We start from the raw sequence: 22,106 nt of genomic DNA, 5'->3' as shown, positions 1-22,106 counted from the left end.
ATAGCTAAGTACGTCATTGAGGACGCAGGATGATTCCCAGGTTTTTACTCGCAGTTGCCACACTGCTTCTGCTGACCGCGTGTGCCAAAGACGCGGGCAAATCCGAAACGGCCGCTGAAGCCGAAGCGGACACCGCCGCCATCGAATTGCATTTTCACGCGATTGCCGGGCTTAACCCGGGCGCCAACGGCCAGGCCGCGCCGGTACGGGTACGCATTTTCGAACTGAAAAACGCCGCCACTTTTGGCCGTGCCGACTATTTCGCCCTGGCTGAACGTGCGCAATCCACCCTCGGCCTGGACTTGTTGGACCAGGACGAAGTGATGGTCCGGCCCGGCCAGCAACTGAGCATTCAACGCGATCTCGACCCGTCCACGCGCCACATTGGCTTGCTGGTGGGTTACCGCGAACTCGACCGTGCGCAATGGCGCGCGGTGATCGACGTGCCGACGCGCCAGTACACCGAATACCAGATCAGCCTCGACGTGCGTGCCGTGCGCGCCGACGTCGTGGTACCCCCATCCAGCCCTGCCCAATAAGAAGCAATCGGAGCTCCCCATGTCCTGGAACAATCGCGTGGTCTGGTCGGAAGGCATGTTCATCGGAACGCAGCACTTCCAGCAGCATGACCGTTACCTGGAAAACCTGATCGACGCCCGCAGCCGCCCGTTGTCTGCCGGTGCCTGGGGGTTTTCCGAGTTGCTGATCGACCAGGGCCTGCTGGCCCAGGGCAAACTGGCGATCATCTCGGCGCGTGGCCTGTTGCCCGACGGCACGCCGTTCAATATCCCCCAGGACGACCTGGCGCCGAGCCCGCTGAATATCGACGATAGCCTGCGCGACGGCCTGGTCTACCTGGCCCTGCCGCTCAAGCGTGCTGGTGTGCGTGACACGGTGGACGAAGGCGAAGCCCTGGAAGCCGCGCGCTACGTGAGCCAGGTGCGCGAAGTGCGCGACGACAACGCGCCGTTCGAAAACCGCGCGCCGGTGGCCGTGGGCGCGCGCGCGTTGCGCCTGCTGACCGCCCAGGATGGCATCAGCGACTACGCCGCCGTGGGCCTCGTGCGCGTCAAGGAAAAGCGCGCCGACCGCGCGCTGGTGCTCGACGACAGCTACATCCCGCCGGTATTGGATGTGGCCGCGAGCAAGCCATTGAGCGCGTTTCGCAGCGAACTGCTGGGCCTGTTGCACCAGCGCGGCGAAGCCCTGGCCGGTCGCGTGGTGGCGTCGGGCGCCGGTGGCGCGTCGGAGATCGCCGACTTCATGCTGCTGCAACTGGTCAACCGTGCCCAGCCGCTGATCCAGCATTTCAGCCAGTTGAGCCCGCTGCACCCGGAACGTTTCTTCAGCGAACTGGTGAGCCTGGCCGGCGAGTTTTCGACGTTCTCCACCTCGGGCCGTCGGCCCCAGGAATACCCGCAGTACCAGCATGACGACCTGGCCCTGAGCTTCGCCCCGGTGATGGCGGCGCTGCGTGAGGCGCTGTCGATGCTGATCGACAGCAAGGCCACGCCGATTCCCATCGTGGAAAAAGCCTATGGTATCCACGTGGCAATGCTCGCCGACAAAACCCTGCTCGACAACGCCAGCTTTATCCTCGTGGTGCGCGCCGATGTGCCCGGAGAAACCCTGCGCGCGCGCTTCGGCCAGCAGAGCAAGGTCGGCGCGGTGGAGCACATCCGCGACATGGTCAACCTGCAACTGCCGGGTATCGGCCTGGTGCCGTTGCCGGTGGCGCCGCGCCAATTGCCGTACCACGCGGGCAGCACCTACTACGAGCTGGACCGGGGCAGCGAGCACTGGCAGCAGTTGAGCAATTCCGGTGGTTTTGCCTTTCATATCGCCGGGCAGTTCCCGGGCTTGAACCTGGCCTTCTGGGCGATCCGAGGATAATCCGCGATGCATCCCAATGATGACGACCGCACCCAGTTCATGCCGCGCCCGGGGGCCGTGCGCCGGAACCTGCACGGGCCGACCCCGCGCCTTTGTCGATGCCGGCCGCGCCGATGCTCACCGGCAAAAGCCAGGGCCTCAACCCGCTGGAAAGCGCCGCCGGCCCGCTGTTGGCCTTGTTGACGCGCTTGCGCAGCACCATCGCCCACCCGGCGCCGGCCAGCCTACGCGCGCAGTTGCTGGCCTACCTGCGCCAGTTCGAAGAACGCGCCGAAGCCGCCGGTGTGGCGCGCAACGAAGTGCTGCTGGCGCGTTACGCGCTGTGCACCGCCCTCGATGAGGCGGTGTTGAGCACGCCGTGGGGCAGCACCAGCGACTGGGGCAAGCAAAGCCTGTTGATCACCGTGCATAACGAAGCCTGGGGCGGCGAAAAGGTCTTCCAGTTGCTCGAACACTGCCTGCAAAGCCCACGGGAACGCCTGTACCTGCTGGAGCTGTTGTACCTGTGCATGTGCCTGGGTTTCGAAGGCCGCTACCGCGTGATGAACGACGGCCGCAGCCAGTTGGAAGCCCTGCGCGAGCGCACGGCCGCGGCGATTCGCAGTGCCCGTGGCGACCACGAGCGCGAGCTGTCGCCACACTGGCGTGGCGTGACCGTGGCGCGTGACCGCCTGGCGCAATTCATGCCGCCGTGGATCGCCGTGGCGATTGGCCTGGCGCTGCTGCTGGCGTTGCTGTTCGGTTTGCGCCTGCTGCTGGCGGCGCAGGCGGAACCCGTGTTCAAGAACATCCATGCCCTGGGCGAGATCCCGGTGCAGGCCATCGACCGTCCGGTAGCGCAGCCCAAAGTCATCGAGCGGCCACGTTTGGCAGGCTTCCTCGCTGAAGACATCAAGGCCGGTCGTGTGGCCGTGGAAGATAAGGTCGACCGCTCGGTGGTCACCATCCGCGGCGATGAGCTGTTTGCGTCCGCCAGCTCCAGCATCGTCGATGACTACCAGCCGCTGATGCTGCGCATCGCCGATGCCATCCGCAAGGTCAAGGGCCAGGTGCGCGTCACCGGCCACAGCGACAACCGCCCGATTGCCACGCTGCGCTTTCCGTCCAACTGGGCGCTGTCCGAAGCACGGGCCCGGTCGGTGCTGGAGATCCTCGCGGCCAAGACCGGCCAGGTGGATCGCTTCAGTGCCGAGGGCAGGAGCGACACCGAGCCGTTGGCTACCAACAGCACCGCTGAAGGCCGTGCCCGCAATCGTCGGGTTGAAATCACCGTATTGGCGGAGGGCGTCGAGTGAAGGCGTTTTTCAGTTTCATGATTCGCTGGGTGATCCCGGTGCTGGGCCTGATCGCCCTGAGCCTGATCATTTGGTTTGTCGGGCCGTTGCTCGACGTACTGGTGCCGGAAGGGCGGCGTTGGGCGCTGATCATCCTGGTGTTCGGGGTGTGGATCGCCTATCGCGTGTTCCGCGTCATCCAGGCGCGTCGCCAGGCCGCCGAAGTGATGCGCAGCCTTGCAGCAGAGACCCCGGCCGATCCCAACAGCGTGGCCACCGCCGAAGAGTTGTCGACCCTGCGCCAGCGCATGGACGAAGCCCTGGCGTTGCTCAAGAAAGCCAAGCTCGGCGGCGACGAACGTCGCAACCTCTATGAGCTGCCGTGGTACGTGATCATCGGCCCGCCGGGTTCGGGCAAGACCACTGCATTGGTCAACTCCGGTCTGCACTTCCCCTTGGCCGCACAGTTGGGTGCCGGTGCGGTGCGCGGCGTCGGTGGTACGCGCAACTGTGACTGGTGGTTTACCGATCAAGCGGTGTTGCTCGATACCGCTGGCCGCTACACCACGCAAGACAGCAACTCCAAGGTGGACAAAGCCGCCTGGCTGGGCTTCCTCGACCTGCTGAAAAAGCAGCGCTCACGCCGGCCGATCGACGGTGCGTTCATTGCGATCAGCCTGTCGGACCTGCTGCTCGGCACCGACGCCGAACGCGCTGCCCACGCGGCGGCGATTCGCTTGCGTATCCAGGAGCTGTACACCCAGTTGGGCGTGCGCTTCCCGATCTACCTGATGCTGACCAAGCTCGACCTGGTGCCCGGCTTCATGGAGTTCTTCGACAACCTGAGCAAGGAAGAGCGTGCCCAGGTATGGGGCATGACCTTTGCCCTGGACGACGGCAAAAACAGCGACAGCCCGCTGGCCCATCTGCAAAGCGAATTTGCCGGCCTGGAGCAGCGCCTCAATGAACGCCTGGTTGAGCGTCTGCAGCAGGAGCGCGACCCGGCGCGGCGCGACCTGATCTACGGCTTCCCGCAGCAATTCGGCGCGTTGAAGGATTGCCTGCAAAGCTTCCTCGAAGGCGTGTTCAAACCCAACGCCTTTGAAGAGCGTGTGTTGCTGCGTGGCGTGTACTTCACCAGTGGCACCCAGGAAGGCAGCCCGATCGATCGCCTGATCGGTGCCATGGCGCAGAGCATGAACCTGGACCGCCAGCACCTGGCGCGCCAGAGCGGCACCGGGCGCAGTTACTTTATCGAGAAACTCTTCACCGCCGTGGCCTTCGCCGAGCGTGGGCTGGTGGGGGTGAACCCCAAGGTCGAGCGGCGGCGCAAATGGATTGCTCGCGGTGTGCTTGCCGCCACCGTGGCCCTGGTGGTGGTGGTCAGCAGCTTGTGGTGGGTCAGTTATCGCGCCAACCAGGCGTATATCGCCCAGGTCGACCAGAAGGTCGCGCCGCTGGGTCAGACCGTGCAGAACCTGAGCCCGGCGCAGCGCGAAGTGCTTGCGGTGCTGCCGTTGCTCAATGCGGTGAAAAACCTGGCAGGCGATTCGCCGAGCTGGTCCGAAGGCCTGGGGCTGTACCAGGGCGATATGCTTGAGGCCGAATCGGCCAGCGTGTACCGCAAGCTGTTGATCGCGGTGTTCGCGCCACGCCTGGTGACGCGTATCGAAGAGCAACTGCACGGCGGCGGCAACTCGGACTTCCTCTACGAAGGCCTCAAGGCCTACCTGATGCTCGCCGACAATGAGCATTACGACCCGGACTTCATCAAGGCCTGGATTGCCCTGGACTGGGACCGCAACCTGCCACGGGACCTGCCGGCCGATCAGCGCCAGGCATTGACCGGGCACTTGCAGGCGTTGTTCGAACGCCATCCGCCGAGCGCACGCCTTGACCCACGCTTGATCGACGATCTGCGTCGCCAACTGCAACAACTGCCCGTGGCCCAGCGCGTCTACGACCGGGTCAAGCGCCAGAAGCTGCCCGAAGGCATTCCGGACTTTCGCCTCAACGAAGCCGCTGGCCGCGACGCCGCGCTGGTGTTCAGCCGCAAAAGCGGCAAGCCGTTGGGTGAACCGTTGAGTGGCTTCTTCACCGCCAAAGGTTATCGTCAGGCGTTTTTACTGAGCAGCCTGAACCAGACCGGCACCCTCGCTGAAGAGCAGTGGGTGCTGGGCCATGAGCAGGGCGACCCGCAAAACGTGGTGAGCCTGGCGGCTGATGTGCGCCGCCTGTACTTCCAGGACTATCAGCGCCAGTGGGATGCGTTGCTCGCCGACATCGACTTTGTGCCGATCACCAGCGTGGCCCAGGCGGCCGACGTACTGCGGGTGATTTCCGGGCCCGGCTCGCCGCTGAAAAAGCTGCTGGTGGCGGTGGCCAGGGAAACCGATCTGCAAGCCGAAGAGCGCCAGCTGGCGGCCAAAGGTGTGCCGGTCGAAGGCGGTGTCGACAAGCTCAAGGAGCGCCTGGGCAGCCTGCTCGGCCAGGAGCAGCCCACCGCCAATGCCCCGGCCGCGACGGATGACCCGGTGACCGCGCACTTTGCCGAACTCAACAGCATCGTCAGCAAGAATGAAGGCGAGCCGGCGGCCATCGACGGCCTGTTGTCGGACATGAATGCGCTGTATGTGCAGGTCAGTGCCATGGTCGGCGCCAGCGGTGACGCCTTGCTTGGCGAGGCGAAGAACCAGGCGGCGGCTGCGGCCACGCGGGTCAGCCTGAATGCCGAACGCCAGCCGCCGCTGGTGCAGGGCATGGTCAAGTCGGTGGTCAATTCCACCACCAACAGCATGATGGGCGGCGTGCGTAACCAGCTGAACGCGGCCTGGGTCAGCGAAGTGGTCAATGTGTATCGCCAGTCCCTGGCCGGGCGTTACCCGATGTCGCCGGGCAGTGCCCGCGATGCCACCCTGGATGACTTCGGCCAGTTCTTCGGCGTGGGCGGGGTGATGGACAACTACTTCCGCAAATACCTGCAGCCGTACGTGGACACCTCCGCGCAGACCTGGCGCTGGCAGCCGGGGGCGGCGCAGAAGCTGGGGATTGCGCCGGGGGTGTTGCAAACCTTCCAGCGTGCCGCAACGATCCGCGATGCGTTTTTCCGCTCCGGTGGCACCCAGCCCATCGTGCGCTTTGAACTCAAGCCGGTGTCGATGGACCCGAGCATCACCCAGTTCCTGCTCGACCTCGACGGCCAGCAATTGAGCTACGACCACGGCCCGAGCCGCCCGGTGGCCATGCAATGGCCGAACCCCGGCAGCATTGGCGTGGTGCGTATTTCCATCATGCCGCCGTCGGCCAGCGGGCGCTCCGGCGTGACCCTCGATGGCCCGTGGGCCTGGTTCCGCCTGCTGGAGCAGTCAGACCTTACGGCCGGCAACTCGCCTGATCGCTTCAACCTGCGCCTGCGGATCGACGGGGCGAGCATCGCGTATGAGTTGCGCGCCAACAGCGCCTTCAACCCGTTCAAGAGCCGTGTGCTCAGCGGCTTCAGCCTGCCGGAGCGGCTATGACGGTGGTGGGTTTCTACGGCAAGTTGGCCAGTCGCGGGGATTTTGTCAGCCGCGCCTTGCCCCAGAGCTTTATCGGCCCGTGGGACAGCTGGCTGGCGGCGGGTCTGCTCGCCAGCCAGAACAGCCTCGGCGCTGAGTGGCTCAATGTGTACCTGGTCAGCCCGCTGTGGCGCTTTGTACTGGCGCCGGGGGTGTGCGGGCCGGACGCGGCGGCGGGTGTGGTGATGCCGAGCATTGATCGGGTGGGGCGTTATTTCCCGCTGGCGGTGGTGGCCATGCTTGATCACGACACCAATCCCGCCTCCCTGGTGGGCGGGCCGGACGCGTGGTTCGAGCAGGTCGAAGAGCTGCTGCTCGGCACCCTGGACGCCGGCGCAACGTTTGAGCGCTTCACTGACGGCCTCGACAACCTCGGCGTGCCGCCGACCGAGCCACGCGCGCTCGACAGCCGTTTCGCCGGCCTGCAGCGCGTGGCCGCCACCGTGCCCCATGGGCGCATGACCGCGCTTGCCGAACAGGCCTGCGAAGGCGCCAGCCTGTGGTGGGGCCGTGGCTCGCAACGTATTTCCCCTGGTTTGTTGCGGTGTCAGGGCCTGCCTGCCGCCGGCGATTTTGCGCAGTTTTTGCTCGGACAAGAAGGTGTGGTGTAGATGGGGGCAACGTACAAATCGGCGAGCAAAAGCCATGTGGGCATGGTGCGCCAGGTCAACGAAGACGCGTGCCTGGACCTGCCGGAAAACCGCCTGTGGGCGGTGGCCGACGGTATGGGCGGGCATGCGGCGGGGGATTACGTCAGCAGCCTGATCGTCGACAGCCTGCGCAGTGTGCCGCTGGGGCGTTCCCTCGACGAATACTCGGCGGCCTTGCGCAATGACCTGATTCGCATCAATGCCGCCGTGCGCGAAGAAACCGCCAACCGTGGCGTGACCATGATGGGCAGTACCGTGGTGGTGCTGGCCGCACGTGGTTTGCGCGGGATTTGCCTGTGGGCCGGCGACAGTCGCCTGTATCGCCTGCGCGACGGTGTGCTGGAAAGCCTCTCCCGCGACCACAGCTACGTGCAGGACCTGCAAGACAGCGGCCTGCTCAGCGAAGCCGATGCCCGCGTACACCCGCGCGCCAATATCGTCACCCGTGCCGTGGGCGTGGAAGCCCAGCTGGAAGTGGCAGCGGTCGATCTGTTGATCGCCCCCGGCGACAGCTACCTGTTGTGCAGCGATGGCCTGAACAAGACCGTCGAAGACCATGAAATCCGCGAAGTGCTCGGCCACGATGCGCCCGATGAAATCGTGCGCAGCCTGGTGCACCTGGGGCTTAACCGCGGTGCACCAGACAACATCACCGCCATCGTCGTGAAGGTATCGGCATGAACTTTGTGATTCCTGGCTACGACATCGAAGGTGAGATCGGCGAAGGCGCCATGGCCAGCGTGTACCTGGCGACCCAGCGCTCGCTGGAACGCAAGGTGGCGTTGAAGGTGATGGCGGCGGCGCTGGCGGCCGACCCGAGCTTCTGCGAGCGCTTCCTGCGCGAGGGCAAGACCCTGGCGCGGCTGTCGCACCCGCACACGGTGACCATCCATGACATCGGCAATGTCGGTGAGCTGTACTACATGGCCATGGAATACCTGCCCAACGGCACGCTCAAGGAACGCATCGCCGCCGGTATGACGCCGGAGCAGGGCGTTACGCTGATCCGCCAGATTGCCTCGGCGTTGGGCTATGCCCATGCCCAGGGCCTGGTGCACCGCGACGTCAAGCCGGCGAACATTCTGTTTCGCGCGGACGGCACCGCCGTGTTGTCCGATTTTGGCATCGCCAAGTCTCTGGACGATCGCACCCAGTTCACCCAGGCCGGTTTTGCCGTGGGCACACCCAGCTACATGAGCCCGGAACAGGCGCGCGGCCAGGAGATCGATGGCCGCGCCGATCTCTACGCGCTGGGCGTGGTGCTGTATGAAATTCTGGTCGGCAAACTGCCGTATAACGGCACCGATGCGCTGTCCACGGCACTCGCACACCTGACCGAACCGTTGCCGGAATTGCCGGTGCACCACGGTCGTTATCAAAGCGTGCTGCGCAAGCTGCTGGCCAAGGACCCGGCTGAGCGGTTCCCGGATGCGGCGGCGTTGCTGCTGGCACTGGACCAACTGCCCCAGGATTCGTCGCAAGCCACCCTGGTACGACCGCTGCCGATTCCGATGAATTTTGATCTGGCGGGCATCACGCCGGAATCCATCGAGATCCCGACCGCCAAGCCCGAGCCGGTACGCCAACCGCCGCCAGCACCCACGCAACACAGCGAACAGCGCCGTGGGCCGGTGTTGGCACTGGCGGCGGTGGCGGTCGCGGTTGCCCTGGCGATTGGCGGCGCGAGTTACTGGTGGCTGAGTGGCAGCGACGCGCCGGCCAAACCGCCGGCTGCCGTCGCTCCCGCCGTAGCCCCCGCCGGAACCCCTCCAGCAGCAGTGGCCGAGGTGGATGGCGGCCAACGCCCGCTATTGATGGCCGGCAAAAAGACCCTGTTCCAGCGTGTGCTCAGCAAGCCCGGCGCCAAGCTTTCCAGCGCCGCCGGCAGCGCGCCGGGCAAGGCCCTGCCGGCGTTCTCCGTGCTCTACGTATACCAGCGCAAAGACCTCGACGGCCAACCGTGGGTGCGCGTCGGCGCCGCCACCGATGGGCGCAGCGACGGCTGGCTGCCGGCCGCCCAGGTCAGCGACTGGAAGCAGAGCCTGGTGCTCAAGTTCACCGAGCGCTCGGGCCGGGCGCCGGTGATGTTCCTGCGCCAATCCGCCGAAGTGGAAAAGCTGCTGGCCGACCCCGCCGCTGCCAAAGCGGTGCTGGCCAAGGCGCAGAAAAACCGTGAAGACAACGGGCCAATCCTCGCCCTGGAGCCGAGCGCGAGCGCCGTGCCGCAGAACCAGTTCTACCTGTTGCCGATCTTCGACTCCAAAGAGAGCTTCGATGAAAACGGCCAGCCGGTGCAGTTGCTCAATATCGCCTCCATCGACCCTGGCAGCAGCGCGGTGGCCAAGCCGGCCACGCCGGTGATCAACGCCAATGCCGACGCCTTCCGCACCGCCGTGGTGCTGGTGGTGGACACCACGGTGTCGATGCAGCCCTATATCGACCAGATCCGCGACGTGGTGCATGAGCTGCAAACCCGCATTGCCGAGCGTGGCGAACTCGATAGCGTCAGCTTCGGCATGGTCGGCTTTCGCAACAGCACCCAGAAAACCCCCGGCCTGGAATACGTGGCCAAGACCCTGATCAGCCTCGACCAGGGCCGCGACCCGCAACGCTTCCTCGATATGGCGCGCCAGGTCAAAGCCTCAACGGTCTCCAGCCATTCATTCAACGAAGACGCGTTTGCCGGGGTGATGCAGGCAGTGGACGGCATGGACTGGTCCGGCTATGGCGGGCGCATCATCCTGCTGGTCACCGATGCCGGTGCACTGCGCAAGAACGACCCGTTCGCCGCCACCCAGATGAACGAAGCCGAAGTGCGCCAGGCCGCGCTGGGCAAGCAGATCAAGATCTACGCGCTGCACCTGCGCACCGACGCCGGCAAGAAGACCCACGCCGGTGCCGAGAGCCAGTACCGCATCCTCACCGCCGACGCCAACCCGCAGATCGGCGACCTGTACACGCCAGTGCCCGGTGGCGACGTGCGCAAGCTGGGCGAGCGGGTCGACGAGATCGGCAGCGTGTTCGCCAACCTGGTGCATCAGGTGCGCAGCAATACCCCGCAGCCCGTGCCGCTGCTCAGTTCGGCGCCGAGCCTGGCGGACAAGTCCGCAGCCGTCGGTTATGCCATGCACATGGACTTCCTTGGGCGTAAAGCCGCGAGCCAGGCCCCACAACTGGTGAGTGCCTGGACCGCCGACCGCGACCTGACCAACCCGGCACTGCCGGCGTTCCAGGTGTGCGTGATGTTGACCAAGTTGCAGCTCAATGACTTGCAGCAGTCGTTGAAACTGATCGTGGATGCGGCGCGTAAAACCCAGACCTCGCCCAAGGATTTCTTCCAGGAAATCGCCAGCGCCTCGGCCTACATGAGCCGCGACCCGCAAGCCCTGCGCAAGGGCGGCAACCTGGCCGACGGCGGCATCCTCGGCGAGTACCTGGAAGGCCTGCCGTACCGCAGCAAGTCACTGAACATGACCCAGGACCTCTGGCTGTCGTTGAGCGTGGCCGAGCAGGAAGACTTTATCGACGAGCTGGATTCGAAGATTCGCCTCTACGAAACCTTCCACAATGACCTGGCCAATTGGGTCCGTTTCGGCGATGCCGAGCCGGGCGACGCGTTGTACCGCGTGCCGTTGTCGACGCTGCCGTGATGTTGAGCCTGAGCGCGGTGCACAAGAGCCGGGGCGTCGGGAGCCAGCGCTATAGCCTGGTGATCCCGTCGTTGCATCTGCGTGCGGGCGAGCAACTGGCGATTGTAGGGTCCAGTGGTTGTGGCAAGAGCACCTTGCTCGACCTGTTGGCCCTGGTGTTGGCGCCGGACCAGGTGGGCCGGTTCGAATTCAATCAACAGGACATCGGCGAGCTGTGGCGCGCCGATCAGCAATCCGCCTTGGCGACGTTGCGCAGCCAGCACCTGGGCTATGTGCTGCAAACCGGCGGCTTGCTGGGGTTTCTCGACGTGCGCGGCAATATCGCCTTGCCCCGGCAATTGCTGGGTTTGAGGGACGACGGCAGCGTGCAGCGCCTGGCCGAGCAGTTGGAGATCAGCGACCAGTTGGCCAAGAAACCCTCGGCACTGTCGGTGGGGCAGCGTCAGCGTGTGAGTTGCGCCCGTGCCCTGGCCCATGCACCGCAACTGGTGCTCGCCGATGAGCCAACCGCGTCCCTCGACCCGTTGAACGCCGAGCGGGTGATGCAGGCGCTGCTGGCCCAGGCCCGTGAACATCGCGCGGCCTGCGTGATCGCCACCCATGACGAGCCGCTGGCCCGCGCCAGCGGCTTGCAGGTGCGGCGCATCGGTTGCCGGCGTGACCCGGACGGCGGTGTCACGGCCACCCTTGGGGAGGCGTGCTGATGCGCATCCCTTTGATCGCGTCCCTGGCCTGGCAGGATTACCGCAACGATGCCTGGCTGTCGGCCTGTTCGGTACTGGCGCTGGTGGCGGTGATCGCGCCATTGCTGGTGTTATTCGGCCTGAAGTTTGGACTGGTTAGCAGTTTGACCGAACGTTTGCAGACCGATCCGGCCACCCGTGAAATTATTCCACTGGGCGGTGGTCGATTCAGCAGCGCATTTATCGCGCAGCTTGGCCAACGCAGCGATGTGGCGTTCGCCGTGCCGCGTACGCGGCAGATCGCGGCGACGGCGCAGGTGGGCACGCTGACCCTGGAGATGCTGCCGACGGCGGCGCGAGATCCGTTGCTGCACGGCCTGCCGATGCCCAAGGGGCTGGACCAGATCGTGCTGAGCCACACCGCGGCCGAGAAGCTGGCGGCGCGGCCTGGGGATTGGTTGGAGGTCAGCTTTGCGCGGCAGATAGCAGGGCGTGTGGAGGCCCAGCGCACGCGGTTGCAGGTGCTGGCGGTTCTGCCGCTGGAAGCGTTCTCCCGTGATGGGGTGTTTGCTGATTTGAGTTTGCTGGAAGCGGCGGAAGATTACCGCGATGGCCGTGCGGTACCGGCGTTGGGTTGGGTGGGTGATGAGATCGCTGTGAGCGAACAGCGGGTGTATCCGGCGTTTCGCTTGTATGCGCGCAGCCTCACCGATGTGGAGCCGCTGCGGGTATTTTTCGCCGCGCAGAATGTGTTGGTATCGACCCAGGCACAGACTATCGCCCAGGTGCAGTCGTTGAGCCGCAACCTGTCGATCGTGTTCTGGATCATCGCCGGGCTGGCCTTGGCGGGAGCGTTCGCGGCGATCTTCGCCGGGGCCTTGGCCGCGGTGGCCCGCAAGCGTCGGGAATTGTCAGTGCTGCGCCTGTTGGGGTTTTCCACCGGCGCGCTGTTGCTGTTTGTGGTGCTGCAGGCGCTGTACAGCGCAGGGGTTGCCGCCGTGCTCAGTGCCGGACTGTATGGCTTGGCCGAGGCGGGGTTGAATCAACTATTCGTGCAGGTGCCGGGCGAATACGCCAGCCACTTGCTGGCGCGTCACTACGGCCTGGCCCTGGTTGCAGTCCTCGGCGTCAGTGCCGTGGCGGCGGCCTGTGGCGGTTGGCGAGTGGCGCGTATCCAGGCTTCTGAAGGAATCAGAGATGTATAAGTTACTGGGCGCCTGTGTGGCGCTGAGCCTGGCCTCGCTGGCCTGGGCGGATGAAGCAAGCGATAAGCTGGACAACCCCAAGCCGTTGCCGGGCGATGTCAGCCTGCCGTTGCCGTGCGACGGCAATATGGTGTTCCGTTACGCCTACGTGTTGGCCCAAGGCACCCTGGACGACCGCGAGATCAGCCTCGGCTACCCCTTTGCCGAAGGCGAGGCGGGTTATCAGCAGTCGTTTATTTCCGGCTACCGCCGCGACTTTATCAACGGCCAGTTCACCCTCAAGGATTTGCCCAAGGACTGGAACACCGTCATCGCGCCCCTGATGCCGAAGACCGATGCCAAGACCCCGCTCAAGCCCATGTTTTACTTCATCGGCAAGTACGAAGTGACCGCGCGCCAATACGCCCAGGTGATGGCCCAGGCGCAGTCCCTGGCCAGTGGCGAACCGGCCCCGGCCTGCGAGGCGCCTACCGGCATGGCCGGGCGTTTGCCCAAGGTGAAACTGTCGCGCTTTGAGGCAGAGCGCTTCTCGGCGGTGTACAGCGCCTGGCTGATGAAATACCACCGCGAGTTGTTGCCGGTGAGCGGTCGCGGTTCGTCGGCCGAAGATGGCGGCCTGGGCTTTGTGCGTCTGCCCACCGAAGTGGAGTGGGAGTTTGCCGCGCGCGGTGGCCAGGCGGTGAGCCGCCAGGACCTGGAAGCGCGCTTGTTTCCACGCCGTGTCGAAGGCAGCGAAAGCGACGGCCCGCTGGGTGATTACGCGGTGTTCAACCAGGTGGCCGGCGGTACTGGCCAGGCCGCGCGCCTGATGCCCATCGGCACCAAACTGCCCAACCCGATTGGCCTGTTCGATGTGATCGGCAACGCGGCGGAAATGGTCCAGGAATCCTTCCAGCTGGTACACGCCGGGCGTCGCCAGGGCACTTATGGTGGTTTTGTGGTCAAGGGCGGCAACTACCTGGAAGGCGAGGGCACGCTGTTCACCGGCATGCGCCGCGAATACCCGTTGTTCGCCGCCGACGGCACCGAGCAAAGCAACGAGACCACCGGTTTTCGCGTGGCGATTGGCGCGTTGTCGGCGCCACGTTCGCGTTACAAGGAGCTGTTTGCACAGTGGCAAAAGGAAGGGCGCCTGGCTTCGCTGACCGACGCCATCGACGACGCCCAGGACCCCACCAAGCGCCTCGACAGCATCATCGCCGCCAGCGTCGACCCCAAGCTGCAGGCCGAGCTGGGGCTGGTCAACGAAGAGCTCAAGCGCAACGTCTCGCTGATCGCCCAGCAACGCGAAGAAGCGGCGGGCAACCTGATTCAGTCGGCCGCATTGGTGGCCGAGACCATCAGCAACTACAACATCCGCCTGGCCAACCTGCAGAAGAGTCGTCAGCAGGCCTTGGACAACAAGGACGAGGCCAGCGCGGCGTTGTTTGCCACGGCCATCGACAACGGACGCAGCGCCCTCGACGGTGCGGTGGCGATCTATATCGACAACCTGGCCACCGGCACGCGCTACACCGATGCGGTGATCCAGGCGCAGTTTCAACGGATCAAGGAAGAGTTGGATCGCAAGCCGGTGCTTGGCAAGAGCCTGGTGACGCGCGCGACACTGTTCGTCCGCCATGTCGGCAACTACCGCAAACAACAGCGGGCCGACCCGGCGACGATCTTGAAGGAATTGCTCGCAGCGAGCGGTCAGCGGTCTTGACCGTTGGTTGCAGCGAGCTTGGAAGGGACTCAGGCGGCAGTGGCCGTGCTGGGCAAGTCAAACTTAGAAGAGAACACAACTTATGCTTTTTTCCCGTAAGGCGGTTTCCAAGCGTCACCTGCTGCTGATTGCCGCTGGCTTCAGCACGGTATTGACAGGTTGCGCCACGTCGCCGGCCTCCAAGGTCGCGTCCAGCACCAAGGTCGAGTACTACCCCAACTGCTACGAACCGGTTCAGCACCTGCGTGCCACCGATTCGAACATGACCAAGTCGGTTGTCACCGGCGCGGCCCTCGGCGCTGCCGGCGGTGCCCTGCTGGGCGCCCTGACCGGCGATAAGGAAAAGCGCGGCCGTAACGCCGCTATCGGCGCAGCGGGCGGCGCCTTGGCGGGTGGCGCGGCGGGTTACTACACCGAGCGTCAGAAGCAGATCGCTGATGACAACCAGCGCATCGCGTCGTACTCCACCGACTTCAACAAAAGCGCCTCCGACATCGACCGCAGCACCGCTTACGCCAAGGCGTCGCAACAGTGCTACCAGAGTGCATTCACCAAGCTGGTGGCCGATCGCAAAGCCAAGACCGTCAACGACACCGAAGGCCGCAAGCGCCTGGCGGAAATCGTTTCCGGCCTGAAGGAATCCAATGATCTGATCGTCGCGGTCAACGGCAAGGCCGCTGAAGACCTGAACAATTACACCCAGGCCTACGAGAAAGACCTGCAACAGGTGGGCGTGCAGCGTAACGACGTGGTGACCGTAGCCACCGCCGACACCGCGCCGGTAGTTGCCCCGGCCAAAGGCAAGAAGCAAGTCAAAGTGGCGAAGAAGCCGCCGTTGCCAGTCGTGCCAAAAGAAGCGGTCACTACCGAGAAGAGCATCCAGACCGTGCAGGCCAAGCAAGCTGAAAGCAAGCAGGTCGCCAGCGCCGGTAAAGCGCAGATCGAAGGCACTTGCCGCGATCCGAACCTGGCTGACTGGGCACCGGTGCCTTGCCCTAACGTTTAAGCAAGTTGTTGCTATAAGCGTTAAACGCCAACCGATCTCCCGCTAAAGCGCGAGATCGGTGGCGTTCCTCTGGCAAATCGCTACACTGCTGCGGCCACTCAATAATTACACCGAGGCCGTGTGCATGAAATTTCGTCTTCTGTTGTGGGTGCTGGGCCTGATGATGGGCAAAGCCAGCCGCACCAATCCTGCCTTTCAGCAACAGCTGGGTGACAAAGACCTGGCGTTCCAGTTGCAGACCCTCGACGGCAAGGTTGCCCGTCACTTCATCGTCAAAGACCAGCGTATTACCAGTCGTTCGGGTGTTCACCCGGCGCCGGCGTTTGCCATAGCATTCAAGGACGCGGCCTACGGCTTCGCCACGATGCAGGCGAAGAACAAGCAATTGGCGTTCATGACGGGGATTCAGGACAAGTCGATCCAGATCAAGGGCAACCCGGCGCTGGTGATCTGGTTCCAGGGGTTGACCAAGTATTTGAAACCGAAGAAAAAGAAGAATTGAGCTGAGTTCATCGCAGGCAAGCCAGCTCCTGCAGTGACCGCATTCCAAAGCTGGAACTCGGTCAACTGTGGGAGCTGGCTTGCCTGCGATAGCGGTGTAACGGGCGGTAGACTTATCCCTGGCTGAACTGCGACGCCAGCTCACGCAACAGCACTTCGGCATCCAGCACCTTGGCGACCACTTCTTCAGCTTTGTCACGGCTCAAGCCCAGGCGATCGAGCAGCCCATCCGGGATCGTTTCATCCGGCCCGGAGCCAATCCCCCGGCTGCGCAACAGGCGCACGGCCAGGCACACCAGGTTCGGGTATTCGGCATATTGCCCGTCATAGCTGGGGTCGTGCTGGAAGCGCAGGGCGGTGGACAGCTCGTCCGGCATGTCCCAGTAGCGCATCAGCCAGGCACCGATCTGCTCGCGGCTGATGCCCAGCAAATGTTGCTCCACGTAGCTGTGGCACAGGTGCGGGTTGACCTCCAGGTGGCGGCAGATCAGCGAGAAATGCGGCGGAAACACGTGGGCCAGCAGCAGGTAACCGAAGTTGTGCAGCAGTCCGGCCAGGTAGGTCAGGCCGGCTTCCGGGCGTTGCGCACGGGGCATGGCACGGGTCAGGCCTTCGATCACGGCGGCGGTGTAGATCGATTGGTGCCAATACGGCGTGGCCTGGTGCGGGTTGTCCTTGGGCAGGCTCAGGGTTTTGCCCAGGGCCAGGCCCAGCGCCAGGTTGATCACCAGGTCGAAACCCAGCACCCGCACGATGGCGTCTTCCACCGAGCGGATCTTGCCCGGTGAGGCGTAATAGGGTGAAGCGGCCCAACTGACCACTTGGGCCGCCAGTGCCGGGTCGGTTTCGACCACGCCGGTGATATCGTCGATGGTCGCATTGGGATCGACCCGCAGCTTGATGATCTTCTGCGCGGTGTCGGCCAGCGGCGGAATCTCGATGGTCGCTTCCAGGCGCTGCTGGATACGGCGGGCGGTGAACGCCTGCATGGCCTGGGTGATTTCCTCGCGGTCGTCGTTGGGGCGGTCGAGGTTGGGGCGAATATTGCTCAGCGGTTCGCCGAAATGACCGGCACTGGCTTTGGTGAGCATGGTCTTGAAGGCGTCGCTGGTGATTTCCAGCAGCAGCCCGGCTTCGCCCGAGTGCACCAGCAGGCTCGGCTCGTTGAGCAGGCTGCCCTCGTACAGGCACGGCGAGCTGGTGAGTGCCGGCAGGCCCGGCAGCAGGCTCAGTTCATGTTTGCCCAGCATGCGTTTGACGCGATCCGGTGCCACGGCCGTGAGGCGGCGACCGGTGAGTTCGGTGAGGCGGTTGAGGTCAAGCAGCTGGCTCTGGGGGAACAGCACCATCAGTGCGCCCACCGCATCTTCCAGCAGCACCGCCTGGACCTTTCGAGCAGGATTCAGGCCCGGATGTTCGATGACTTCCGTGTAGCTGATGGCGAGCTTTGCGAGCAGAGCCCGAATGACCGGCGGGGCGGTCAGTGGGACTGTGGCTAGGGCGACTTCTGACATGGCCTGATCCAATTTCGTACAGTCACCGAAGTATAACCAGCTTGGTACACCTGTAGGTCGTATTAGTGCGTCAGACGTCAAACTTGGCCGTATTGCTGCCCATGCCGCAGCCAGCGGTCGAGCAGCGGGCTGACGTGATCCGGCCAGCGCTCGAGCAGGGCTTGCGCCGCATCGCGCACGGCAGGCAACAGGTCGGCGTCGCGCATCAGGTCGGCGACCTTGAATTGCAGCAGGCCGGTCTGGCGCGTGCCGAGCATTTCGCCGGGGCCGCGCAGTTCGAGGTCTTTTTCGGCGATGACAAAACCGTCGTTGGTTTCGCGCATGATGCCCAGTCGCTGGCGACCGATCTGCGACAACGGCGGGTGATACAGCAGCACGCAGTGGCTGGCGGCACTGCCCCGGCCGACGCGGCCGCGCAGTTGGTGCAGTTGCGCCAGGCCCAGGCGCTCGGGGTTTTCGATGATCATCAAGCTGGCGTTGGGCACATCCACGCCGACTTCGATCACCGTGGTGGCCACCAGCAACTGCAGATTGCCGGCCTTGAATTCAGCCATCACCGCAGCTTTTTCCGCAGGCTTCATGCGCCCGTGGATCAGCCCGACCTTGAGCTCGCCCAAGGCGCTGGTGAGGTCTTCAAAGGTGGTTTCGGCGGCCTGACAGGTCAGTTCTTCGGACTCTTCGATCAGCGTGCATACCCAATAGGCCTGGCGCCCTTCGGCGCAGGCGCCGCGTACCCGCTCGATCACTTCGACACGCCGGGTGTCGGTGACCAGTACCGTGTTGACCGGGGTGCGGCCGGGCGGCAGTTCGTCGAGGATCGAGGTGTCGAGGTCGGCGTAGGCGCTCATGGCCAGGGTGCGCGGGATCGGCGTGGCGGTCATGATCAACTGGTGCGGGTTCATGCGCCCGCCCACACCTTTCTGGCGCAGGGCCAGGCGTTGCTGCACGCCGAAGCGGTGTTGTTCGTCGATGATCACCAGGGCCAGGTTCTTGAACTGCACTTCGTCCTGGAACAATGCATGGGTACCCACCACCATGGGTGCGCCACTGGCGATCTGTTCCAGCGCCGCCGCGCGGGTCTTGCCCTTGAGCTTGCCCGCCAGCCAGGCCACTTCCAGGCCCAGAGGTTCGAGCCAACGCTTGAAGGTGATGAAGTGCTGTTCGGCGAGAATCTCCGTCGGCGCCATCAGCGCCACCTGGTAGCCGGCCTCCAGCGCTTGCAGGGCGGCGAGGGCGGCAACCACGGTCTTGCCCGCGCCCACGTCGCCCTGAATCAGGCGCAGCATGGGTTCCTGCTGGCTGAGGTCGTAGGCGATTTCATTGCCCACGCGCTGCTGCGCCCCGGTCGGCGTGAAGCCGAGGTTGGCCAGGTATTGCGCAGGCAGGCGCGTGGCCTTGGGCATCGCCGGTGCGCGCAGGGCACGCATGCTTTCGCGCAGGCGTTGCTGGGACAGTTGATGGGTGAGCAGTTCTTCGAAGGCCAGGCGGTGCTGGGCCCAGTGATGGCCGAGTGCCAATTCGTCGACATCGGCGTCGGCCGGTGGGTGATGCAGATAGCGAATTGCGTCGTACAGCGGCGCCAGTTGATAGTCGCGGGCCAGTTCCAGGGGCAGCCAGTCGGGCAGGCTTTGCGGACCGAGCATTGTCAGGGTCTGCATGCACAGTTGGCGCAGACGCTGCTGGGTAAGGCCCTCGGTCAGCGGATAGATCGGTGTGAGGGTGGTATCCACCGGCGGCGGTTCGTCGCCGGTAATTGCGCGATATTCGGGGTGGTAGATTTCCAGGCCGGACGCACCCGGTCGTGCTTCGCCATAGCAACGCACGCGGGTGCCGCGCTTGAGGCCTTCCTTCTGCGCGTTGCTGAAATGGTAGAAGCGCAGGCTCAGGCCACCAGTGCCATCCTGCAGGCGTACCACCAGGCTGCGGCGCTTGCCCATCACCACGTCGGCGCCGCTGACAGTGCCTTCGACCACCGCATCCTGCCCAGGGCGCAATTGGCCGATGGGCACCACGCGAGTACGGTCCTGGTAACGCAGGGGCAGGTGGAACAGCACGTCCTGGAGGTTCTCCAGGCCAACCTTGGCCAGCTTCTCGGCCATGGCTTCACCGACACCCTTGAGTGCCGTCACCGGCACCTGCGACAGCTCAGTCATACCGTGGCTTAGCTCGCGGCAGGTGGCTTGGCCACCGAGCACAGGCGGATCGAGTCGGCGAGGATCTCAATCGCTTTAGGTCGTGGGAAGCTGGCACGCCAGGCGATCGCCACGGTACGGAACGGCACCGGCGGTGTGAGTGGGCGCACTTCGATTACGCCGGGGGCGTAGTGATGGCTGTCCACCGCCGACAGCGGCAGGATCGAGATGCCCAGGCCGGAGGCGACCATGTGGCGAATGGTTTCCAGGGAGCTGGATTCCACCGTGGTGTGCTTGGCGCCGTCGTTGCCCTTGGTCAGGGTCGGGCAGGCTTCCAGCACCTGGTCGCGGAAGCAGTGGCCTTCGCCGAGCAGCAACAGGCTCTTGTCGTTGAGCAGGCCGGCGTCGATGGTGTCTTTCTGTGTCCACGGGTGGGAGGCTGGCATCAATACGTAGAACGGTTCGTCGTAGAGCGGCAGGGTGAGGACGTCCGCCTCGTTGAACGGCAGGGCGATGATGATCGCGTCCAGCTCGCCGTTGCGCAGTTTGTCGCGCAGCACGTGGGTGAAGTTTTCTTCGATATACAGCGGCATCTGCGGTGCGACGCGGTGCAGTTGCGGGATCAGGTGCGGGAACAGGTACGGGCCGACGGTGTAGATGGCGCCGACTTTCAGCGGCGCGGTCAGCTGGTTCTTGCCGGCCTGGGCCAGTTCACGAATGCTCTGCGCCTGTTCCAGGACCTTCTGGGCCTGGGCCACGATGCCTTCGCCCACCGGGGTGAGGCGCACGGCGCTTTTGCTGCGCTCGAAAATCAGCACACCGAGTTCGTCTTCAAGCTTTTTCACGCCCACCGACAGCGTCGGCTGACTGACGTGGCAACGCTCGGCGGCATGGCCGAAGTGTTGCTCTTGGGCGAGGGTAACGATGTAGCGTAATTCTGTAAGAGTCATAGCGGGCGTCCATGAGGTTGCGAGCCAAGCATACCGGCTGCAATCGATAGACGCACGTTATCAGAACTTTGCCGGGGATTGAGCGGGGAGTACGACTTTTTGAGGTGTTGGAACCGACGGTGGGGGCGGGCGTGCCCGCGATGACGGAGTGTCAGTCCAAGAGGCGGTGACTGACCTGGCGCAATCGCGGGCACGCCCGCTCCCACAGGGGTTAGCGGCGACGTTTCTCGATGTTGTACACGAACGGTGCAACGATCTCGATACTGCCGCTTTTCACCATGTCGGCCGGTGGCTTGGGCAGCGGCTGGGCACGACGGATCATGTCCAGGGTGGCACGGTCCAGGTCGGCGTTGCCGGAGAGGCCCACCAACTCGTAGGACAGCACATTGCCTTCGGCATCGACCACGAACTTCAGGCGGTTCAAGCCTTCCTTGCCACGGGCCTGGGCGCCTGGCGGGTACTTCTTGTACTTCTGCAGATGCGCCAGCAGGGCGCCTTCCCACGATGCCTTGGCGGCGACCTGCTGGGGCGATGGACCTGGAACCGGCTGGGCCGATTTTTCAGCCGGCGCCTTGGTCGGCGGTGCATCGCTCGGAGGGTCCTCGGCAGGTTTCTCCTTGGGCGGCTCGGGCTTTTTCTCCACAGGCTTGGGCGGCTGTGGTTTGGGTTTGGGCTTGACCGGCTTGGGCACCTGGATCGTCGGCTTGGGCGCCTCGGCCAGTTTCGGCAGGGGCAACTCTTCCACCGGCGCCGGCGGTTGCGGTGGCGTGACCACCTTGGGCGGTGCCGGCGGCGGCGGTGGTGCTGGCATCGGCGCCAGGTCAATGACCATGGCCGCCGGTGGCAATTGCGGCTGGCGCGGTACCGACCAATGGAGCATCACGGCAATCGCGAGGGCGTGCACGCCGAGCACGACGGCAAGGCTGGTGCCATAACGCGTCAGTTTGTGGCGCGTCGTGATCATTTCTTGGCTGCCGTCTCAAGTCCGACCAGGCCTACCTTGAGGTAGCCGGCTGCCCGTAGGGCATCCATCACGCTCATCAGGTCGCCGTAGTCCACGCCCTTGTCGGCCTGGAAGAAGATCGTCGTGTCTTTCTTGCCTTGGGTCTTGGCGTCGAGCACCGCCCCCAGGGTTTCAGCTTTGACTTCTTCCTCGCCCAGGAACAGGCGCTGGTCCGCCTTGACGCTGAGGAACACCGGTTTTTCCGGGCGCGGCGCGGGCTTGGCGCTGGACGCGGGCAGGTCAACCTTGATGTCCACGGTCGCCAGCGGTGCAGCCACCATGAAGATGATCAGCAGTACCAGCATCACGTCGATAAACGGCGTGACGTTGATTTCGTGGTTTTCGACGAGCTCGTCGTCGCCTTGATTCAAATGCAGGCCCAT

16 protein-coding genes and 1 pseudogene are annotated in these 22,106 nt (G+C 64.5%); 12 read left to right on the top strand and 5 right to left on the bottom strand.

The genetic code is table 11. From position 1 onward, the window contains the following. Nucleotides 1-29: 29 nt before the first annotated feature. The 12 genes and pseudogenes from tssJ (at nt 30) to AB4O05_RS04095 (ending at nt 16,125) form a co-directional block, all read left to right on the top strand. A complete protein-coding gene (gene tssJ / locus AB4O05_RS04150) occupies nt 30-539 on the top strand; it encodes a type VI secretion system lipoprotein TssJ (protein ID WP_460132806.1) in 510 nt (169 codons plus the stop codon). A 19-nt stretch (nt 540-558) separates the two neighbouring features. Continuing rightward, nucleotides 559-1,893 (top strand): type VI secretion system baseplate subunit TssK, encoded by a 1,335-nt coding sequence (gene tssK / locus AB4O05_RS04145; protein ID WP_460132808.1) that lies wholly within the window; start codon nt 559-561, stop codon nt 1,891-1,893. Nucleotides 1,894-1,899: 6 nt separating this feature from the next. Then, nucleotides 1,900-3,188, top strand: a pseudogene (locus tag AB4O05_RS04140) (DotU family type VI secretion system protein). Then, a complete protein-coding gene (tssM, locus tag AB4O05_RS04135) occupies nt 3,185-6,685 on the top strand; it encodes a type VI secretion system membrane subunit TssM (RefSeq protein ID WP_460132810.1) in 3,501 nt (1,166 codons plus the stop codon). Before AB4O05_RS04140 ends, tssM begins: the two are co-directional and overlap by 4 nt. Beyond that, nucleotides 6,682-7,335 carry a type VI secretion system-associated protein TagF gene (tagF, locus tag AB4O05_RS04130; protein WP_460132812.1) on the top strand — a complete coding sequence of 218 codons (654 nt, stop codon included), beginning with the start codon at nt 6,682-6,684 and terminating at the stop codon, nt 7,333-7,335. The genes tssM and tagF overlap by 4 nt, the downstream gene beginning before the upstream one ends. Then, nucleotides 7,336-8,055, top strand: a complete 720-nt coding sequence (locus AB4O05_RS04125; RefSeq protein WP_460132813.1) for a PP2C family protein-serine/threonine phosphatase — start codon at nt 7,336-7,338, stop codon at nt 8,053-8,055. It abuts the gene before it with no gap. After that, nucleotides 8,052-11,024 (top strand): serine/threonine-protein kinase, encoded by a 2,973-nt coding sequence (locus tag AB4O05_RS04120; protein WP_460132815.1) that lies wholly within the window; start codon nt 8,052-8,054, stop codon nt 11,022-11,024. The genes AB4O05_RS04125 and AB4O05_RS04120 overlap by 4 nt, the downstream gene beginning before the upstream one ends. Then, nucleotides 11,024-11,728: an ABC transporter ATP-binding protein gene (locus tag AB4O05_RS04115; RefSeq protein ID WP_460132818.1), complete on the top strand. Its 705-nt coding sequence runs from the start codon at nt 11,024-11,026 to the stop codon at nt 11,726-11,728. Before AB4O05_RS04120 ends, AB4O05_RS04115 begins: the two co-directional genes overlap by 1 nt. Continuing rightward, on the top strand, nt 11,728-12,912 hold the full coding sequence (locus tag AB4O05_RS04110; protein WP_460132820.1) for an ABC transporter permease: 1,185 nt from the start codon (nt 11,728-11,730) through the stop codon (nt 12,910-12,912). Before AB4O05_RS04115 ends, AB4O05_RS04110 begins: the two co-directional genes overlap by 1 nt. Then, entirely contained in the window at nt 12,905-14,617 is a 1,713-nt protein-coding gene (locus AB4O05_RS04105) for a formylglycine-generating enzyme family protein (protein WP_460132822.1), read from the top strand. Before AB4O05_RS04110 ends, AB4O05_RS04105 begins: the two co-directional genes overlap by 8 nt. Before the next feature lie 82 nt (nt 14,618-14,699). Then, a complete protein-coding gene (gene tagQ / locus AB4O05_RS04100; protein WP_460132824.1) occupies nt 14,700-15,623 on the top strand; it encodes a type VI secretion system-associated lipoprotein TagQ in 924 nt (307 codons plus the stop codon). A gap of 124 nt (nt 15,624-15,747) precedes the next feature. Further along, on the top strand, nt 15,748-16,125 hold the full coding sequence (locus tag AB4O05_RS04095; protein WP_150674505.1) for a helicase: 378 nt from the start codon (nt 15,748-15,750) through the stop codon (nt 16,123-16,125). 112 nt (nt 16,126-16,237) lie between these two features. On the opposite strand, the gene AB4O05_RS04090 is transcribed toward AB4O05_RS04095, so the two are convergent. From AB4O05_RS04090 to exbD, 5 genes are all read right to left on the bottom strand, one after another. Further along, nucleotides 16,238-17,638, bottom strand: a complete 1,401-nt coding sequence (locus AB4O05_RS04090) for an aminoacyl-tRNA deacylase and HDOD domain-containing protein (protein ID WP_460132827.1) — start codon at nt 17,636-17,638, stop codon at nt 16,238-16,240. Nucleotides 17,639-17,715: 77 nt separating this feature from the next. Beyond that, on the bottom strand, nt 17,716-19,791 hold the full coding sequence (gene recG / locus AB4O05_RS04085; RefSeq protein ID WP_460132828.1) for an ATP-dependent DNA helicase RecG: 2,076 nt from the start codon (nt 19,789-19,791) through the stop codon (nt 17,716-17,718). An 8-nt stretch (nt 19,792-19,799) separates the two neighbouring features. Next, nucleotides 19,800-20,720, bottom strand: coding sequence for a hydrogen peroxide-inducible genes activator (locus AB4O05_RS04080; protein ID WP_015886540.1), 921 nt, complete (start codon nt 20,718-20,720; stop codon nt 19,800-19,802). A gap of 211 nt (nt 20,721-20,931) precedes the next feature. Continuing rightward, nucleotides 20,932-21,684 (bottom strand): TonB family protein, encoded by a 753-nt coding sequence (locus AB4O05_RS04075; protein ID WP_460132830.1) that lies wholly within the window; start codon nt 21,682-21,684, stop codon nt 20,932-20,934. Further along, nucleotides 21,681-22,106 (bottom strand): TonB system transport protein ExbD, encoded by a 426-nt coding sequence (gene exbD / locus AB4O05_RS04070; protein WP_460132832.1) that lies wholly within the window; start codon nt 22,104-22,106, stop codon nt 21,681-21,683. The genes AB4O05_RS04075 and exbD overlap by 4 nt, the downstream gene beginning before the upstream one ends.

The organism is Pseudomonas sp. S1_G07 (assembly GCF_054668565.1).
This window is presented reverse-complemented; position numbering and strand designations above follow the sequence as displayed.

Coding starts and splice junctions, on each gene's coding strand:
- AB4O05_RS04120 (WP_460132815.1), top strand. CDS start 8,052: ATGAACTTTGTGATTCCTGGCTACGACATCGAAGGTGAGATCGGCGAA.
- tssJ (WP_460132806.1), top strand. CDS start 30: ATGATTCCCAGGTTTTTACTCGCAGTTGCCACACTGCTTCTGCTGACC.
- tagQ (WP_460132824.1), top strand. CDS start 14,700: ATGCTTTTTTCCCGTAAGGCGGTTTCCAAGCGTCACCTGCTGCTGATT.
- AB4O05_RS04125 (WP_460132813.1), top strand. CDS start 7,336: ATGGGGGCAACGTACAAATCGGCGAGCAAAAGCCATGTGGGCATGGTG.
- exbD (WP_460132832.1), bottom strand. CDS start 22,106: ATGGGCCTGCATTTGAATCAAGGCGACGACGAGCTCGTCGAAAACCAC.
- AB4O05_RS04080 (WP_015886540.1), bottom strand. CDS start 20,720: ATGACTCTTACAGAATTACGCTACATCGTTACCCTCGCCCAAGAGCAA.
- AB4O05_RS04110 (WP_460132820.1), top strand. CDS start 11,728: ATGCGCATCCCTTTGATCGCGTCCCTGGCCTGGCAGGATTACCGCAAC.
- AB4O05_RS04075 (WP_460132830.1), bottom strand. CDS start 21,684: ATGATCACGACGCGCCACAAACTGACGCGTTATGGCACCAGCCTTGCC.
- AB4O05_RS04115 (WP_460132818.1), top strand. CDS start 11,024: ATGTTGAGCCTGAGCGCGGTGCACAAGAGCCGGGGCGTCGGGAGCCAG.
- tssK (WP_460132808.1), top strand. CDS start 559: ATGTCCTGGAACAATCGCGTGGTCTGGTCGGAAGGCATGTTCATCGGA.
- AB4O05_RS04090 (WP_460132827.1), bottom strand. CDS start 17,638: ATGTCAGAAGTCGCCCTAGCCACAGTCCCACTGACCGCCCCGCCGGTC.
- tagF (WP_460132812.1), top strand. CDS start 6,682: ATGACGGTGGTGGGTTTCTACGGCAAGTTGGCCAGTCGCGGGGATTTT.
- AB4O05_RS04105 (WP_460132822.1), top strand. CDS start 12,905: ATGTATAAGTTACTGGGCGCCTGTGTGGCGCTGAGCCTGGCCTCGCTG.
- recG (WP_460132828.1), bottom strand. CDS start 19,791: ATGACTGAGCTGTCGCAGGTGCCGGTGACGGCACTCAAGGGTGTCGGT.
- AB4O05_RS04095 (WP_150674505.1), top strand. CDS start 15,748: ATGAAATTTCGTCTTCTGTTGTGGGTGCTGGGCCTGATGATGGGCAAA.